The sequence below is a fragment of the Rhizobium sp. BK212 genome, assembly GCF_014197475.1.
Classification (GTDB): domain Bacteria; phylum Pseudomonadota; class Alphaproteobacteria; order Rhizobiales; family Rhizobiaceae; genus Rhizobium; species Rhizobium anhuiense.
Map to the genome: position 1 here is coordinate 63,669 of NZ_JACIFS010000008.1, position 15,130 is coordinate 78,798.

General features: G+C 61.6%; 16 protein-coding genes. 8 read left to right on the forward strand and 8 right to left on the reverse strand.

The features are described from left to right. Nucleotides 1-48 precede the first annotated feature (48 nt). Genes hisS through hisG form a run of 3 tightly spaced genes read left to right on the forward strand, consistent with a single transcriptional unit; the run spans nucleotide 49 to nucleotide 3,431 of the window. Nucleotides 49-1,572, forward strand: a complete 1,524-nt coding sequence (gene hisS, locus FHT79_RS23315; RefSeq protein ID WP_183904222.1) for a histidine--tRNA ligase — start codon at nucleotides 49-51, stop codon at nucleotides 1,570-1,572. 45 nt (nucleotides 1,573-1,617) lie between these two features. Continuing rightward, nucleotides 1,618-2,739, forward strand: coding sequence for an ATP phosphoribosyltransferase regulatory subunit (locus tag FHT79_RS23320; protein WP_047613786.1), 1,122 nt, complete (start codon nucleotides 1,618-1,620; stop codon nucleotides 2,737-2,739). Further along, nucleotides 2,736-3,431 (forward strand): ATP phosphoribosyltransferase, encoded by a 696-nt coding sequence (hisG, locus tag FHT79_RS23325; protein ID WP_047613787.1) that lies wholly within the window; start codon nucleotides 2,736-2,738, stop codon nucleotides 3,429-3,431. Before FHT79_RS23320 ends, hisG begins: the two co-directional genes overlap by 4 nt. 81 nt (nucleotides 3,432-3,512) lie before the next feature. Here hisG and FHT79_RS23330 read toward each other — a convergent pair whose 3' ends face one another. Then, a complete protein-coding gene (locus FHT79_RS23330; RefSeq protein ID WP_047613788.1) occupies nucleotides 3,513-3,950 on the reverse strand; it encodes a DoxX family protein in 438 nt (145 codons plus the stop codon). Between the two features lie 211 nt (nucleotides 3,951-4,161). Here FHT79_RS23330 and FHT79_RS23335 point away from each other — a divergent pair, with 211 nt between their 5' ends. After that, nucleotides 4,162-4,872 (forward strand): glutathione binding-like protein, encoded by a 711-nt coding sequence (locus FHT79_RS23335; RefSeq protein WP_047614411.1) that lies wholly within the window; start codon nucleotides 4,162-4,164, stop codon nucleotides 4,870-4,872. Between the two features lie 66 nt (nucleotides 4,873-4,938). Here the strand turns inward: FHT79_RS23335 and FHT79_RS23340 are convergent, their stop codons facing one another. The 5 genes from FHT79_RS23340 to FHT79_RS23355 form a co-directional block, all read right to left on the reverse strand. Beyond that, nucleotides 4,939-5,307: a hypothetical protein gene (locus tag FHT79_RS23340; RefSeq protein ID WP_246714043.1), complete on the reverse strand. Its 369-nt coding sequence runs from the start codon at nucleotides 5,305-5,307 to the stop codon at nucleotides 4,939-4,941. After that, entirely contained in the window at nucleotides 5,308-5,535 is a 228-nt protein-coding gene (locus FHT79_RS32220) for a hypothetical protein (RefSeq protein WP_246714044.1), read from the reverse strand. 530 nt (nucleotides 5,536-6,065) lie between these two features. After that, nucleotides 6,066-7,703 carry a chaperonin GroEL gene (gene groL / locus FHT79_RS23345; RefSeq protein WP_008529514.1) on the reverse strand — a complete coding sequence of 546 codons (1,638 nt, stop codon included), beginning with the start codon at nucleotides 7,701-7,703 and terminating at the stop codon, nucleotides 6,066-6,068. A gap of 72 nt (nucleotides 7,704-7,775) precedes the next feature. Beyond that, nucleotides 7,776-8,072, reverse strand: a complete 297-nt coding sequence (gene groES / locus FHT79_RS23350) for a co-chaperone GroES (protein ID WP_004675403.1) — start codon at nucleotides 8,070-8,072, stop codon at nucleotides 7,776-7,778. Between the two features lie 95 nt (nucleotides 8,073-8,167). Beyond that, the gene (locus FHT79_RS23355; protein ID WP_183904223.1) at nucleotides 8,168-8,476 is read right to left on the reverse strand and encodes a hypothetical protein; all 309 of its coding nucleotides are present in this window, start codon (nucleotides 8,474-8,476) and stop codon (nucleotides 8,168-8,170) included. Between FHT79_RS23355 and FHT79_RS23360 the strand changes: the two genes are divergently transcribed. Together FHT79_RS23360 and FHT79_RS23365 are read left to right on the forward strand one after the other, a co-directional pair. Next, nucleotides 8,469-9,317, forward strand: a complete 849-nt coding sequence (locus tag FHT79_RS23360; protein WP_047615329.1) for a TIGR01459 family HAD-type hydrolase — start codon at nucleotides 8,469-8,471, stop codon at nucleotides 9,315-9,317. The two genes, FHT79_RS23355 and FHT79_RS23360, sit on opposite strands and share 8 nt — an antisense overlap. Before the next feature lie 14 nt (nucleotides 9,318-9,331). Next, complete coding sequence (locus FHT79_RS23365) at nucleotides 9,332-10,324, forward strand: bifunctional riboflavin kinase/FAD synthetase (protein WP_047615543.1); 993 nt, start codon at nucleotides 9,332-9,334, stop codon at nucleotides 10,322-10,324. On the opposite strand, the gene FHT79_RS23370 is transcribed toward FHT79_RS23365, so the two are convergent. Further along, complete coding sequence (locus tag FHT79_RS23370) at nucleotides 10,313-10,747, reverse strand: RES family NAD+ phosphorylase (RefSeq protein WP_047615331.1); 435 nt, start codon at nucleotides 10,745-10,747, stop codon at nucleotides 10,313-10,315. The genes FHT79_RS23365 and FHT79_RS23370 overlap by 12 nt on opposite strands. 3 nt (nucleotides 10,748-10,750) lie before the next feature. Next, nucleotides 10,751-11,206 (reverse strand): antitoxin Xre/MbcA/ParS toxin-binding domain-containing protein, encoded by a 456-nt coding sequence (locus FHT79_RS23375; RefSeq protein WP_245433284.1) that lies wholly within the window; start codon nucleotides 11,204-11,206, stop codon nucleotides 10,751-10,753. Between the two features lie 249 nt (nucleotides 11,207-11,455). On the opposite strand from FHT79_RS23375, the gene ileS reads away from it, so the two are divergent. Next, complete coding sequence (gene ileS / locus FHT79_RS23380; protein ID WP_183904224.1) at nucleotides 11,456-14,347, forward strand: isoleucine--tRNA ligase; 2,892 nt, start codon at nucleotides 11,456-11,458, stop codon at nucleotides 14,345-14,347. Nucleotides 14,348-14,476: 129 nt separating this feature from the next. Continuing rightward, nucleotides 14,477-15,106 (forward strand): hypothetical protein, encoded by a 630-nt coding sequence (locus FHT79_RS23385; RefSeq protein ID WP_183904225.1) that lies wholly within the window; start codon nucleotides 14,477-14,479, stop codon nucleotides 15,104-15,106. The last annotated feature ends 24 nt before the right edge of the window (nucleotides 15,107-15,130 follow it).

Consider the following 15,130-nt stretch of genomic DNA (forward strand, 5'->3'; position numbering starts at 1 on the left):
CGATCGGTTAGGAAACCGCCACTGTCACAGTCAGCGGAATTCCCGGAAATGAACGACAAGCAGAAGAAACCGCAAAAGCTCAAGGCCCGCCTGCCGCGCGGCTTCGTCGACCGCACGGCCACCGATATCCGCGCCGTCAACGAGATGACGGCAAAGATCCGGGAAGTCTATGAGCATTATGGTTTCGATCCGCTCGAAACGCCGCTGTTCGAATATACCGATGCGCTCGGCAAGTTTCTGCCCGACAGCGACCGGCCGAACGAGGGTGTCTTCTCCCTGCAGGATGACGACGAGCAATGGATGTCGCTGCGTTACGACCTGACGGCGCCGCTCGCCCGTCATGTCGCCGAGAATTTCAACGAGATCCAGCTTCCCTACCGCACCTATCGCGCCGGTTACGTCTTCCGCAACGAGAAGCCGGGCCCCGGCCGCTTCCGCCAGTTCATGCAGTTCGATGCCGATACGGTCGGCGCGCCGGGTGTTCAGGCCGATGCCGAAATGTGCATGATGATGGCCGACACGCTTGAGGCCCTCGGGATCAAGCGCGGTGACTATGTCATCCGCGTCAACAACCGCAAGGTCTTGGACGGCGTGCTCGAGGCGATCGGCCTCGGCGGCGACGACAAGGCCGGCCAGCGGCTCAACGTGCTGCGTGCCATCGACAAGCTCGACAAGTTCGGCCCGGAAGGCGTGGCATTGCTGCTCGGCCCCGGCCGCAAGGATGAATCCGGCGATTTCACCAAGGGCGCCGGGCTTGATCAGGAGCAGATCGACAAGGTGCTGTTTTTCGTCGGCATCAAGGATTATGCCGAAAGCGCTCAACGCCTCGCCGAGCTCGTTGCGGGAACCTCGAGGGGTGGCGAAGGCGTCGAGGAGCTGAATTTCATCGCAGCGCTCGTCACCAGCGCCGGCTATCAAGCCGACCGGATCAAGATCGATCCCTCGGTCGTGCGCGGTCTCGAATATTATACCGGCCCGGTCTATGAGGCCGAACTCAGCTTCGACGTCACCAATGAAAAGGGCGAGAAGGTCGTCTTCGGTTCGGTCGGCGGCGGCGGCCGTTATGACGGTCTCGTCTCTCGTTTCATGGGCCAGCCGGTTCCGGCGACGGGCTTTTCGATCGGCGTCTCTCGCCTGATGACGGCGCTGAAGAACCTCGGCAAGCTCGGCGCCAGCGAGGTGATCGAGCCGGTGCTGGTCACCGTCATGGACGGCGATGTCGAGGCGATGGGCCGTTATCAGAAAATGACGCAGCAACTGCGCGCCGCCGGCATCCGCGCCGAGATGTTCCAGGGCAACTGGAAGAAATTCGGCAACCAGCTGAAATACGCCGATCGCCGCGGCTGCCCTGTCGCCATCATCCAGGGCGGCGACGAGCGCGCCGAAGGCGTCGTGCAGATCAAGGATCTGATCGAAGGCAAGCGGCTTTCCGGCGAGATCGAAGACAATGCCAGCTGGCGCGAAGCACGCGTGGCGCAGGAGACGGTGCCGGAAGCCGACCTTGTGGCCAAGGTGAAGGAAATCCTTGCTGCGCAGGCTGAGGATCGGAAGAGGGCAGCATCGAATGTCTGAGGCGTACCTTCAGGCACGCCCTTCGCCTACTATTTGGAGCTCGGCATGCCCCTGATCAACCTCCCCGAATTCTCCAACGACCTGCTGGCCGAATTTACCGCGCGCAACGCCGAGCGCATCGATACGCCTGTCATTCAGCCGGCCGAACCTTTCCTGGACATCGCCGGTGAGGACCTGCGCCGCCGCATCTTCATGACGGAGAGTGAAACCGGCGCCAGCCTTTGCCTGCGTCCCGAATTCACCATTCCCGTCTGTCTGCGCCACATCGAGACGGCGACCGGTACGCCGAAGCGTTATGCCTATCTCGGGGAGGTTTTCCGCCAGCGCCGTGACGGCGCCAATGAATTCTACCAGGCCGGCATCGAGGATCTCGGCGATATCGACCTGTCAAACGCCGACGCCCGCGCCATCGGCGATGCCACCGGCATCCTCGCTCGCCTGCTGCCGGGCCGGCGACTGTCGGTGACATTGGGCGACCAGGCAGTGTTCGAGGCCGTCGTCCAGGCGCTCGGCCTGCCGCTCGGCTGGCAGAAGCGCCTGATCCATGCCTTCGGCAACATGACGCAGCTGGAAGCGCTGCTGGCCAGCCTCGTCAGCCCGCAATTCGTCACCGGCCTGGACGACGATATTGCCAGGCTGGTCGCATCCGGCGACGAGCAGGCGCTGGTCGTCCATCTCGAGCGGGAGATGCAGAAGACCGGCTATTCGACGAATGCCAGCCGCTCGCCCCTGGAGATCGCCCGGCGCCTCAAGGAAAAGCTGATCCTCTCCGAAACCCGCCTCGACGATGCGGCCTTCCAGGTGCTGGAAGAGTTCCTGTCGCTCGACGTGCCGCTCATCAACGCGTCCGCGGCCCTTGCCGGTTTCGCCGATGCTGCTGGCCTGAAACTCGGCAACGCGCTCGCCCGCTTCAATGGCCGGGTCGCAGCCCTTGCCAATGCCGGCGTCGATCTTTCCTGCCTCGACTACCGCGCCGCCTTCGGACGGCCGCTCGACTATTACACCGGCCTCGTCTTCGAGGTGACGGTGGAAGGCTCGAGCGCGGTGCTCGCCGGCGGCGGTCGCTTCGATCGGCTGCTGACCTTCCTCGGCGCCACGGACCGCATTCCTGCCGTCGGCTTCTCCTTCTGGCTCGACCGTATCGAAACCGAAAGGGCAGCCGCATGACCATCACCATTGCGCTTCCTTCCAAGGGCCGGATGAAGGACGACGCTTCGGCGATCTTCGAACGTGCCGGCATGCCGATCTCGGCTGTTGGTAACGACCGCTCCTATCGCGGCCGCGTCGAAGGCTGGGACGATGTGGAAGTCGCCTTCCTGTCGGCTTCCGAAATCTCTCGCGAAATCGGCAACGGCAGCGTCGATTTCGGCGTCACCGGCGAGGATCTGATGCGGGAGGGTTTTGCCGAGATCGACAAGCGCGTCGAATTCTGCGCCCGGCTCGGTTTCGGCCATGCCGATGTCGTCGTCGCCGTGCCGGAGATCTGGTTGGATGTCGACACCATGGCCGATCTCGTCGATGTCGCCGCCGATTTCCGCGCCCGCCACTCCAGGCGGCTTGCTATCGCCACCAAATACTGGCGGCTGACCCAGCAGTTCTTTTCGAGCCAGCACGGCATCCAGCTTTATCGCATCGTCGAAAGCCTGGGGGCCACCGAGGGCGCTCCCGCCGCAGGCTCGGCTGACATCATCGTCGATATCACCTCCACCGGCTCGACATTGCGCGCCAACCACCTGAAGGTGCTCCAGGACGGCGTCATCCTGCATTCGCAGGCCTGTCTCGTGCGCGCCCGCAAGGAGAGCCATGCCGACGAACCGGCGGTGCAGGCGATCATCGATGCGGTGCGCGCCGCCCTCTGATCTCGGCTACATAACGGCACAAGAAAAACCCGCCGTCGGATGACGGCGGGTTTTCTGTTTCTGGGAGGATGTCTGCTGGTGTCAGGCCGTTGCGTAGGCGCCGCGGCGGGCGTCGAGCGAGTAGGCGCCTGCGCCATTGGTGGCGAGCATGATATAGGCGCCGGCGAGCGTGATGTTCTTCATGAAGTTGACGAAGTTCAGGCCGCTCAGCCAGGCGTTAGCGGCGGCCGGGAAATCAGGAACGTTGATCGGCGAGAAGTGGAAGACGAAGCCGGTAAAGACGCAGAAGACGGCAAGCAGCCAGCCGACGATGCGGACCTGGAAGCCGACGAGCACGGCAAGGCCGGTTGCAAGCTCGAACAGGCCGGCGAGATAGGTGAGCGCGGTGGAAGCCGGCAGGCCGGCGCCGGCGATCATGCCGGCGGTCGATGCCGGATCGGTCAGCTTGCCGAAGCCGGCGAAGATGAACATGAAGGAAAGAAGGATACGGGCGATCAGGATGATGACGTTGTTTGACATGGACGTTGTCTCCGTTTGATTGGCTCTGGAGATCTTGGTGCCCCGGCACCGGTTGGACCTCGGATGCTTCTATGTCGCTCTTTTCCTTCGTTGTGGAAAGATAAACGGAAGCGGACAGATCGTTCAACAATATGGAACGATCTCCTGGTCGCCGCTGCTTGCCTTTACCGAGCCCGGTCTTTTATGGTCGGCGCCCAACATGGAGATTCCGATGGCAGATCTTTCCGCATTTCCGATCACGACGCGCTGGCCGGCGAAAAATCCCGACATCATCCAGCTCTATTCGCTGCAGACGCCGAACGGGGTGAAGGTTTCCGTCGCCCTCGAAGAACTCGGTCTTGCCTACGAGCCGCATTATGTTTCCTTCGCCGCCAACGAGCAGAAGTCGCCGGAATTCGAATCTCTCAACCCGAACGGCCGCATCCCGGCGATCATCGATCCGAATGGCCCGGACGGGAAGCCGATCGGCCTTTTCGAATCCGGCGCCATCCTGCTTTATCTCGCGGAAAAGACCGGCAAGCTCATCCCTGCCGACGCCGCGGGCCGCTACGAAACCATCCAATGGGTGTTTTTCCAGATGGCGGGCATCGGTCCGATGTTCGGCCAGTTCGGGCATTTCTACAAATTCGCCGCCGACAAGGTCGCCAACAATTCCTACCCGGTGGAGCGTTATCGCGACGAGTCCAAACGTCTGCTCGGCGTGCTCGAAGACCGGCTGAAGGGCCGCCAGTGGATCATGGGCGATCTCTATACGATCGCCGACATCACCACCTTCACCTGGGTTCGCGGCGCCGATATCTTCTATGGCGGCCGCGAGGTTCTGGAATATGCGAAATTCCCCGCAGTCTCGGATTGGCTGGAGCGCTGCATCGCCCGTCCGGCAAGTGCGAAGGGCCTCAACATACCCGTCAAGCCGGAATAACGGAGAGGCCGACCGGAAATGCCGAAGGCCGCCCTTGAGAGCGCCTTTTCTTTGCGCTGGCGGCTTTTATCGGCGGCTTGTGATCTGCCTTGCGCCTTCAAGCTTGAAGCGCGGGAAGATGAAGACGCCGGACATGCCGCCGCTGTATTTCTCTTCGAGCCCGTTCGACTCGCCCATGCAGAACAGCGGCTGGCGGAAGCCATTCGGCATGATGATCGTCGTCGAAAAACAGAAGGAGGAGTTGAGCGTCGCCGCCTGTTCGAACAGCTCCAATATGTGGCTGCGGTCTTTGGTATCGTAGCAGCGGATCAGGCTTAACAGCCCGCATTCCTGTGCGGAGAGGCCGTGTAGCATGCCGCTCCATTCGCCGAGGCGGAGCATGCCGCTCGACAAATCTCCGATCCAGCTTTCGGAGATGGAAAACTGCGCCAGCATCTAGTGATTGCGATTGGCGTCCTCAAGCGAGCCGGGCATCAGGGGCAGGGCTGCATTGGCTTTGGCGATCTTAAACAAGGCGTTCTCCCGTTCGCATGCGGCTTCTCCGCCGCACGCTCGGCAAACACAAAGAAACAGGATCATGTCGCTGCGGACATGATGTCCGCCCATCCGGCAATCGCCATGGCGTTCAGGGGCTCCGGAAGCGGAGCCGTTGAAGCCGAACATTCGCGTATCGCCGTTTCGCGCTCCGACCTCGTCTATTAGCGAAAAATTATCGCCGGGCGCACTTTAATTGCAGCGCGGATTTATAGGAGCTTTTGGACAAACGGCAACGGCTTTTTAAGGGGTATTCGGATCGGGATCATTTCTCGTGAGGCCGCGCTTCCGGGACATTTCAGGAGAATCGGCGGTGGAGGATCATCTTTGAGGGCATTGGAAGCGTTTTCACCTGATGCGGAGGCCGGAAACGGCACGGCAACCCTGCGACCCCGCGCCGATGTTGGCATACTGCAGAGGCGCAGCAGCGCAAGCTTCACACAAGCTTCGGCCCGGGGGCGGGCAATAGACGGCTGGTTAGATGGGTTGATCAGCTGAATCGGGCGTGCCACGTGGTCGAATCGCCGCTGCATCATTCCTGAAATCGGAAGCGGTTGAAAAGACATCGGCGGTGCTATCGAGACAAAAGAAAAGGGCGACCCGAGGGCCGCCCTTCCTGTTCCGGATGCCGGAATGGTGTCAGTGCAGGCTTTCGCCTATCACATCATGTCCATACCGCCCATGCCGCCCATGCCGCCCGGCATAGCCGGAGCGTCCTTCTTCGGCAGCTCGGCGATCATGGCTTCGGTGGTGATCAGCAGCGATGCAACGGAAGCTGCATCCTGCAGGGCCGTGCGAACGACCTTGACCGGGTCGATGATGCCCATGCCGATCATGTCGCCATATTCGCCGGTCTGGGCGTTGTAACCCCAGTTGTCCTGATCCTTGTCGAGGATCTTGCCGATGACGATCGAAGCTTCGTCGCCAGCGTTTTCAGCGATCTGGCGAGCCGGAGCCTGCAGAGCGCGACGAACGATGTTGATGCCGGCTTCCTGGTCGTCGTTGATACCCTTGGAGGTGATCTTGACGGAAGAGCGCAGCAGGGCAACGCCGCCGCCCGGTACGATGCCTTCCTGAACGGCAGCGCGCGTCGCGTTCAGAGCGTCGTCGATGCGGTCCTTCTTTTCCTTCACTTCGACTTCCGTCGAGCCGCCGACGCGGATAACGGCAACACCGCCGGCCAGCTTGGCAAGACGTTCCTGCAGCTTCTCGCGGTCGTAGTCGGAGGTGGTTTCTTCGATCTGGGCCTTGATCTGGGCAACACGGCCTTCGATGTCGGACTTGGCGCCCGAACCGTCGACGATCGTGGTGTTTTCCTTGGAGATCGAAACCTTCTTGGCACGGCCGAGCATGTCGAGCGTGACGGATTCGAGCTTGATGCCGAGGTCTTCGGAGATGACGGTGCCGCCGGTCAGGATAGCGATGTCTTCGAGCATGGCCTTGCGGCGGTCGCCGAAGCCGGGCGCCTTGACGGCAGCGATCTTGAGGCCGCCCCGCAGCTTGTTGACGACGAGCGTTGCAAGAGCTTCGCCTTCGACGTCTTCAGCGATGATCAGGAGCGGCTTGCCGGTCTGGACGACGGCTTCGAGAACCGGCAGCATCGACTGCAGGTTCGACAGCTTCTTCTCATGGAGGAGAATGAAGACGTCTTCGAGGTCGGCGATCATCTTTTCCGGGTTGGTCACGAAGTAGGGGCTGAGGTAGCCGCGGTCGAACTGCATGCCTTCGACGACTTCGAGTTCGGTTTCGGCGGTCTTGGCTTCTTCAACCGTGATGACGCCTTCGTTGCCGACCTTCTGCATGGCTTCGGCAATGTCGAGACCGACCTGACGTTCGCCATTGGCGGAGATCGTGCCGACCTGGGCGACTTCTTCCGAGGTGTTGATCTTCTTGGCCTTGGCCTGGAGATCCTTGACGACTTCGGCGACGGCGAGATCGATGCCGCGCTTCAGGTCCATCGGGTTCATGCCGGCAGCAACGGCCTTGGCGCCTTCGCGAACGATCGCCTGGGCAAGAACGGTTGCAGTCGTGGTGCCGTCGCCGGCGATGTCGTTGGTCTTCGAAGCAACTTCGCGGACCATCTGGGCGCCCATGTTTTCGAACTTGTCTTCGAGTTCGATTTCCTTGGCGACGGAAACGCCGTCCTTGGTGATGCGCGGTGCGCCGAAGGACTTGTCGATGATGACGTTACGACCCTTCGGGCCGAGCGTGACCTTGACTGCATCGGCGAGAATGTCGACGCCGCGCAGCATCTTTTCGCGCGCGGTGCGGCCAAACTTGATTTCTTTAGCTGCCATGTTAGTGACTCCTGAATTCGAGTTGTTCGGGCAAAAGGCCCGTCAGCCATTTCGGGAAAGCAGGTCGGCCGATCAGCCGATGATGCCCATGATGTCGGCTTCCTTCATGATCAGAAGGTCTTCGCCGTTGATCTTGACTTCGGTGCCGGACCACTTGCCGAACAGAACGCGGTCGCCAGCCTTGACGTCGAGTGCAACGACCTTGCCGGACTCGTCACGAGCGCCGGAACCGACGGCGACGATTTCGCCTTCCTGCGGCTTTTCCTTGGCGGTATCGGGAATGATGATGCCGCCCTTGGTCTTTTCTTCGGACTCGACGCGACGAACGACGACGCGGTCGTGAAGCGGACGGAAATTGGTGCTTGCCATTGTCTAATCCCTCGATCGAATGACATTCGCGGACCGGAGCGGCCCACATGGATAGGTGTTAGCACTCCCTTGCGGTGAGTGCTAGCGACGAGCATTTAGGGATGGCTCCGAAAGGAGTCAATGAGAGCAATCACGAATTTTTGTGCCGGAATTGTGAAGAGACCGGAGAATAGTCGGAGATTGCAGGCGAAACCATGGCGCGACCGGGCTTTGGCGAAGTCCGTCTGCCCTTGACGATCTGCCGCTTCGGGATGGGGTCGGCAAAACCTTTTGCCCATCCGCGCCATCGGATTGCCGGTCAGGATCTTCGCATTGGCCCGGCAGCGAAGAAAATGCCTTGCCATCGCCTTGCGCCTTTGCAATGTCACCGTGACTAAAGCAAATCGGGAAATCGGAATGGCCAAGCGGATAGAAAACTTCTCTAACATAACAGGTCACTATGATGTGGTGCTCTGCGATGTCTGGGGCGTCGTTCATAATGGCGTCGATCCGTTTCCGAAGGCGGCTGCCGCCCTTGAAGCGGCCCGCGCAAGCGGCGCCGCCGTCGTCCTCATCACCAATTCGCCGCGCCTTTCCTGGCAGGTGGTCGAGCAGCTGCGCCAGATCGGCGTTCCCGACAGCGCCTATGACCGGATCGTTACCTCGGGCGACGTCACGCGCCGGCTGATCTCCGAAGGGCCGAAGACGGTCTTCCTGCTCGGCCCCGAGCGCGACAAGGCGCTTCTCGAAGGCATTGGCGTCGAGCGCCGGCCGGCTGGCGAAGCGCAATCGCTGGTCTGCACCGGCTTTTTCGACGACGAGACGGAAAAGCCGGAGGATTACACCGACATGCTTCTCGACTTCAAAGCCCGCGACGTGCCGATGATCTGCGCCAATCCCGACCTCATCGTCGAGCGCGGCCATCGCATGATCCCCTGCGCCGGCGCCATGGCCGCCTACTACGAGCAGCTGGGCGGCAGCACCCGCATCGCCGGCAAGCCGCACCAGCCGATCTACGAGGCGACGATGGCCGCTGCTCGCGAGCTTCGCGGCGATTTCCCGGTCGAGCGCGTGCTGGCAATCGGCGACGGCATGCCGACCGATGTGCGCGGCGCCTTGAATTACGGCCTCGACCTTCTCTACATCAGCGGCGGTATCCACGCCAAGGAATACACCCTGAACGGCGAGACCGACGAAGCGATCCTCCACGCCTATCTCGAACGGGAAAATGCCGCGCCGAAGTGGTGGATGCCCCGCCTTGCATGAAGAGAAGCCAGCCGATGACCGTCTTCCACCGCAATGAAACCCGCGAACCCTTGCCTGCCCATCTGAAGGGCGGCGTCATTGCCATCGGCAATTTCGACGGCGTGCATCGCGGCCACCAATCGGTGCTGAACCGCGCGCTCGAAATCTCCAAGGCCCGCGGTATCCCCGCTTTGGTGCTGACCTTCGAGCCGCATCCGCGCACGGTCTTCCGGCCGCAGACGCCGGTCTTCCGCCTGACGCCGGCGCCGCTGAAGGCCCGCATCCTGGAAACGCTGGGGTTCAGCGCCGTCATCGAATATCCCTTCGACTACGAATTCTCGCAGCGCTCGGCCGATGATTTCATCCATTCGATCCTGAAAGATTGGCTCGGCGCCTCCGAAGTCGTCACCGGCTTCGATTTCCATTTCGGCCGCGGCCGCGAGGGCGGTCCCGCCTTCCTGATGAATGCCGGCCATACCTACGGCTTCGGCGTCACCCTGATCGATGCTTTTCGCGATGAAAACGCCGATGTCGTCTCGTCGAGCCATATCCGCGCGCTGCTGAAGGAGGGCAATGTCAGCGAAGTCGCCGGCATGCTCGGTTACCGTTATACGGTCGAAGCCGAAGTGATCGACGGCGAAAAGCTCGGCCGGCAGCTCGGTTTTCCCACAGCCAATATGCGCCTGCCGCCGGAGGTCGATCTTGCCGCCGGCATCTATGCCGTGCGCTTCCGCCTCGAAGACGGCACGCTCCACGATGCCGTCGCCAGCTACGGTCGCCGCCCGACGGTGACGGAAAACGGCGCACCGCTGCTCGAAACCTATCTTTTCGATTTCAGCGGCGATCTCTACGGTCAGCTCTGCTCCGTCTCCTTCTTCGGCTATCTGAGACCCGAACTGAAATTCGACGGCCTCGATCCGCTCGTCGCCCAGATCAAACGCGACGAGGAGGAGGCGAGGGCGCTGCTATCGGGCGTCAGGCCGCTCGGTGCGCTTGATGGGAAATTGTGCTTTTCCTCAGCGCAATAGCCGGCTGTCGAAAGGATAGCGGATCGTTTTTTCGATTGTCAGCCGCGACGCGTCCGGATGACGCGGATTGATGAGAATATTCGCGGCCTCCGGCATGATTGCCGATGGGACGCGCAGCAGACAGAAATCATTGTCTTCCAGCAATTTGCTGCCACGGTCGCGCGTCAGGCTGGTCTGATTGACCGCAGCAGGGTCGATCCCGATATCGAAGGCTTCAATGTCGTCCGGGCAACGGATTTTCAGGAGCTGAAAATCTCTCGGAATTTGATGCAGATCGACCTGTACCAGAATTTCGAGGAGCGCAGTCGACGGGTGATCGCAGCAATAGACGACGGGAATTCCCTGATGATGCCATCGTCCCGGTGCAAGCAGCCCGCCGCGTCCGGAAAGATCGGCATAATTCGAGATACGCCATAAGATCATCGCCTAGACGTAAATCCCGTGGTCGATCTGCTGCAGGGCCTGCTCGACGAGGCGCGCGCCGGTTTCCGATTCCAGGAGATCGATTGGCGTGATGCCGTCCATGCCGCGATTGGGCTTGCGCAGCCAATCGAACGCGATGGCTCTGTCGCCGAAAATGCGCTTAGCCATGTCCGCGATCCGCACGATACGTAAGGCGCCGTCGTTTTCCTCGACCGTCAGCGGCTCGCCGTTCGCATTACGTCTCGCCAGAGTTCGGCGCGGTGCGACGAAACGATATATTTCCTCCACGGAAAAGCCGAACTCTGTCAATTTCAATGCCATCGCTCCGTCATAAACCTGGACGGAGCCGTGCGAAGCGATCTCGAGGCGCTCGCGTATGGTCATCGGATCGGACGTCTGAAGAGAACTGAGCATTACCGTGAACACCTTCTTGCCAATTGCCCCTATATATATGCGCATTTGGCTCAGTCTTCAATTGCTTCCGTTGTGGCAGCCGGCCTCTTCCTTTTCCCGGCAAAAACGCCTATGAACCGGCGCGATGATGAAATTTCGGCTGGCGATGACGATGCGAATTATCGGCCCGGCCTTCCGCGCGCGCTAAGCGGCCGGAAGGTCCGGGTTTTTGGCGCTTGGATACGAGCGCTGCCGTCACCAGCAATTTCACGCCCGTTGCGCCCTTCCTGGGCTGCCAGAAAACGATTGTCAGACATGACCGACACAGCCGAAAAGATCGACTATTCGAAGACCCTCTATTTGCCCGAGACCGATTTCCCCATGCGCGCCGGCCTGCCGCAGAAGGAGCCCGAACTCGTCAAGCGCTGGCAGGAGATGGGTCTCTACAAGAAGCTGCGCGCTTCTGCCGCCGGCCGCGAGAAGTTCGTCCTTCACGACGGCCCGCCCTATGCCAATGGCAACATCCATATCGGCCACGCGCTGAACAAGATCCTCAAGGACGTCATCAACCGCTCATTCCAGATGCGCGGCTACGACGCCAATTACGTGCCTGGCTGGGATTGCCACGGCCTGCCGATCGAATGGAAGATCGAGGAGAAGTACCGCGAGAAGGGCAAGAACAAGGACGAGGTCCCGGTCAACGAATTCCGCCGGGAATGCCGTGAGTTCGCCACCGGCTGGATCAAGGTCCAGGCGGAAGAGTTCAAGCGTCTCGGCATCGAGGGCGACTTCGACAATCCCTATACGACGATGAACTTCCACGCGGAATCGCGCATCGCCGGCGAGCTTCTGAAGATCGCCGCGAGCGGCCAGCTCTATCGCGGTTCCAAGCCGATCATGTGGTCGGTCGTCGAGCGCACGGCGCTGGCCGAGGCCGAGGTCGAATACCAGGATTATGAGAGCGACACGATCTGGGTGAAATTCCCGATCGTCGAAGGCCCGGCCGCGCTCAAGGACGCGTTCGTGGTCATCTGGACGACCACGCCCTGGACGATCCCCGGCAACCGCGCGGTCTCCTTTTCCGCGCGCGTCTCTTATGGCCTTTACGAAGTGACGGCGGCCGAGAACGACTTTGGTCCGCGTCCCGGCGAAAGGCTGATCTTTGCCGATAAGCTGGCCGAGGAATCCTTCGCCAAGGCCAAGTTGCAGTACAAGCGCTTGAGCGATGTCTCTGCGGCCGACTTCGCAGCGATGACCTGCGCCCATCCCTTCAAGGGTCTCGACGGCGGCTATGAATTCCATGTGCCGCTACTCGATGGCGATCACGTCACCGACGATGCCGGCACCGGCTTCGTGCACACCGCACCCAGCCACGGCCGCGAGGACTTCGATGCCTGGATGTCGGCTGTCCGCACGCTCGAGGCGCGCGGCATCGAGACCAAGATCCCGTTCCCGGTCGACGATGGCGGCTTCTACACATCGGATGCCCCCGGCTTCGAAGGCGCCCGCGTCATCGACGACAACGGCAAGAAGGGCGATGCCAATGACCGCGTCATCAAGGAGCTGATCGCCCGCGGCGCGCTCTTTGCCCGCGGCCGGCTGAAGCACCAGTATCCGCATTCCTGGCGTTCGAAGAAGCCGGTGATCTTCCGCAACACGCCGCAATGGTTCGTCTATATGGACAAGACCCTTGCCGACGGCACGACGCTGCGGTCGCGCGCGCTGAGCGCGATCGACGACACCCGTTTCGTGCCCGCCGCCGGCCAGAACCGCCTGCGCGCCATGATCGAAGGTCGCCCGGACTGGGTGCTCTCGCGTCAGCGCGCCTGGGGCGTGCCGATCGCCGTCTTTGCCGACGAGCATGGCGAGGTCCTGGTCGATGACGCCGTCAACGCCCGCATCCTCGAAGCCTTCGAACATGAAGGCGCCGACGCCTGGTTTGCCGAAGGCGCCAAGGAACGCTTCCTCGGCAATGACCACGACCATTCCCGCTGGAAGCAGGTCATGGATATCCTCGACGTCTGGTTCGATTCCGGCTCGACGCACACCTTCACGCTCGAGGACCGCCCGGACCTGAAGTGGCCGGCCGACCTTTATCTCGAAGGTTCCGACCAGCATCGTGGCTGGTTCCATTCGTCGCTCTTGGAATCGGCCGCCACCCGCGGCCGTGCGCCTTACAACGCCGTCCTCACCCATGGTTTCACCATGGACGAGAAGGGCGAGAAGATGTCGAAGTCGAAGGGCAACGTCACCGCACCCCAGGAAGTGATGAAGGATGCCGGCGCCGATATCCTGCGCCTCTGGGTGATGACCTCGGATTATGCCGACGACCTGCGCGTCGGCAAGACGATCATCCAGACCAATGTCGACGCCTATCGCAAGCTGCGCAACACCATCCGCTGGATGCTCGGCACGCTCGCCCACGACAAGGGCGAGGAGATCGCGCTCGCCGATCTGCCGGAGCTGGAGCAGCTGATGCTGCATCGGCTTGCCGAACTCGACGAGCTGGTGCGCGAGAACTATGACAGCTTCGACTTCAAGAAGATCGCCCGGGCGCTGATCGATTTCGCCAATGTCGAGCTTTCGGCCTTCTATTTCGATGTCCGCAAGGATGCGCTTTATTGCGACGCGCCGTCGAGCCTGCGCCGGCGCGCCAGCCTGCATGTCATCCGGCAGATCTTCGATTGCATGGTGACCTGGCTCGCTCCGATGCTGCCCTTCACCACCGAGGAGGCCTGGCTGTCGCGCAACCCGTCCGCCGTGTCAGTGCATCTGGAGCAGTTTGCCCCGGTCGCCAAGGAATGGCGCAACGATGCCCTGGCCGAGAAGTGGAAGAAGATCCGCGCGGTGCGTTCGGTTGTGACCGGCGCGCTGGAAATCGAGCGCAAGGACAAGCACATCGGCTCCTCGCTGGAAGCGGCTCCCGTCGTCCACATCGCCGATCCGGACCTGCTGAAGGCGCTCGAAGGTCAGGACTTCACCGAAGTCTGCATCACCTCGGCGATCGAGATCAAGACCGGCGAAGGCCCGGCGGATGCCTTCCGCCTTGCCGAGGTGCCTGAGGTCAGCGTCGTGCCGAAGCTGGCCGAGGGTGAAAAATGCGCCCGCTCCTGGCGCATCACCCGGGATGTCGGTTCCGATCCTGAATATCCCGATGTCTCGGCCCGCGACGCCGCCGCCCTTCGCGAACTCGCCGCGCTCGCGTGAAGAATATTACCGGGTGAATTGCGCTTTCGCGGTTCATCCGGTAAAAGCTGCCTGAAAATGGCCGGATTTTTGCGTCAGGGGGACGGTTGTCCGGTTGGGCGACGATTGCACCGGGGTGGAAGGGTTTTCATGTTAACATCGCATTGGTTCCGTATGGGCGCCTGCCTGTCTGTCGTCATGGCGGGAAGCTCGATGGTGTCCGGTTGCGCCAGCAGCCCGACCTACGGCACCGACAAGACCGCCATGGAACAGCTGACCGACGATCTCGGCCAGTCCGTGTCGTTGACCGGACCGGACCCGAAGAACAAGGGCGTCAAGTACACGCCGCGTCCGACGCTGGTGCTGCCGGCCGAGGCGCAGAAGGAAAACCTGGTTGCGCCGCAGCCGACGGTCGCCAACAAGGACAATCCGCAATGGCTTGAATCGCCGGAGGAGACCCGCGCCCGCCTCGTTTCCGAGGCCGACGCGAACTCGGACAATCCGAATTACCGCTCGCCTCTCGCCAGCTCGGCGATCGAAGGCGGCCGGCGCACGACGGAAGCCCAGACCAAGGCCTATCGTGAAGCCCGCGCCCTGCAGAAGGGCTCCTATGTCGATCAGCGCCGCTATATATCCGATCCGCCGCCCGGTTACCGCACTGTCGACGATCCGGCAAAGCTCGATGATCTCGGCGAGCCAGAGCTCAAGAAGCAGAAGAAGCGCAAGAAGGATGCAGCGGTCGCCAACACCGGCAAGCAGTGGTGGAACCTCCTGCAATAGCTTTTTCGGCGCCGACAGGAATGA

Excerpts from the sequence above, each read along its gene's own strand:
- hisS (WP_183904222.1), top strand. The coding sequence starts at position 49 with ATGAACGACAAGCAGAAGAAACCGCAAAAGCTCAAGGCCCGCCTGCCG.
- FHT79_RS23320 (WP_047613786.1), top strand. The coding sequence starts at position 1,618 with ATGCCCCTGATCAACCTCCCCGAATTCTCCAACGACCTGCTGGCCGAA.
- hisG (WP_047613787.1), top strand. The coding sequence starts at position 2,736 with ATGACCATCACCATTGCGCTTCCTTCCAAGGGCCGGATGAAGGACGAC.
- FHT79_RS23330 (WP_047613788.1), bottom strand. The coding sequence starts at position 3,950 with ATGTCAAACAACGTCATCATCCTGATCGCCCGTATCCTTCTTTCCTTC.
- FHT79_RS23335 (WP_047614411.1), top strand. The coding sequence starts at position 4,162 with ATGGCAGATCTTTCCGCATTTCCGATCACGACGCGCTGGCCGGCGAAA.
- FHT79_RS23340 (WP_246714043.1), bottom strand. The coding sequence starts at position 5,307 with ATGCTGGCGCAGTTTTCCATCTCCGAAAGCTGGATCGGAGATTTGTCG.
- FHT79_RS32220 (WP_246714044.1), bottom strand. The coding sequence starts at position 5,535 with ATGTTCGGCTTCAACGGCTCCGCTTCCGGAGCCCCTGAACGCCATGGC.
- groL (WP_008529514.1), bottom strand. The coding sequence starts at position 7,703 with ATGGCAGCTAAAGAAATCAAGTTTGGCCGCACCGCGCGCGAAAAGATG.
- groES (WP_004675403.1), bottom strand. The coding sequence starts at position 8,072 with ATGGCAAGCACCAATTTCCGTCCGCTTCACGACCGCGTCGTCGTTCGT.
- FHT79_RS23360 (WP_047615329.1), top strand. The coding sequence starts at position 8,469 with ATGGCCAAGCGGATAGAAAACTTCTCTAACATAACAGGTCACTATGAT.
- FHT79_RS23365 (WP_047615543.1), top strand. The coding sequence starts at position 9,332 with ATGACCGTCTTCCACCGCAATGAAACCCGCGAACCCTTGCCTGCCCAT.
- FHT79_RS23370 (WP_047615331.1), bottom strand. The coding sequence starts at position 10,747 with ATGATCTTATGGCGTATCTCGAATTATGCCGATCTTTCCGGACGCGGC.
- FHT79_RS23375 (WP_245433284.1), bottom strand. The coding sequence starts at position 11,206 with ATGCGCATATATATAGGGGCAATTGGCAAGAAGGTGTTCACGGTAATG.
- ileS (WP_183904224.1), top strand. The coding sequence starts at position 11,456 with ATGACCGACACAGCCGAAAAGATCGACTATTCGAAGACCCTCTATTTG.
- FHT79_RS23385 (WP_183904225.1), top strand. The coding sequence starts at position 14,477 with ATGTTAACATCGCATTGGTTCCGTATGGGCGCCTGCCTGTCTGTCGTC.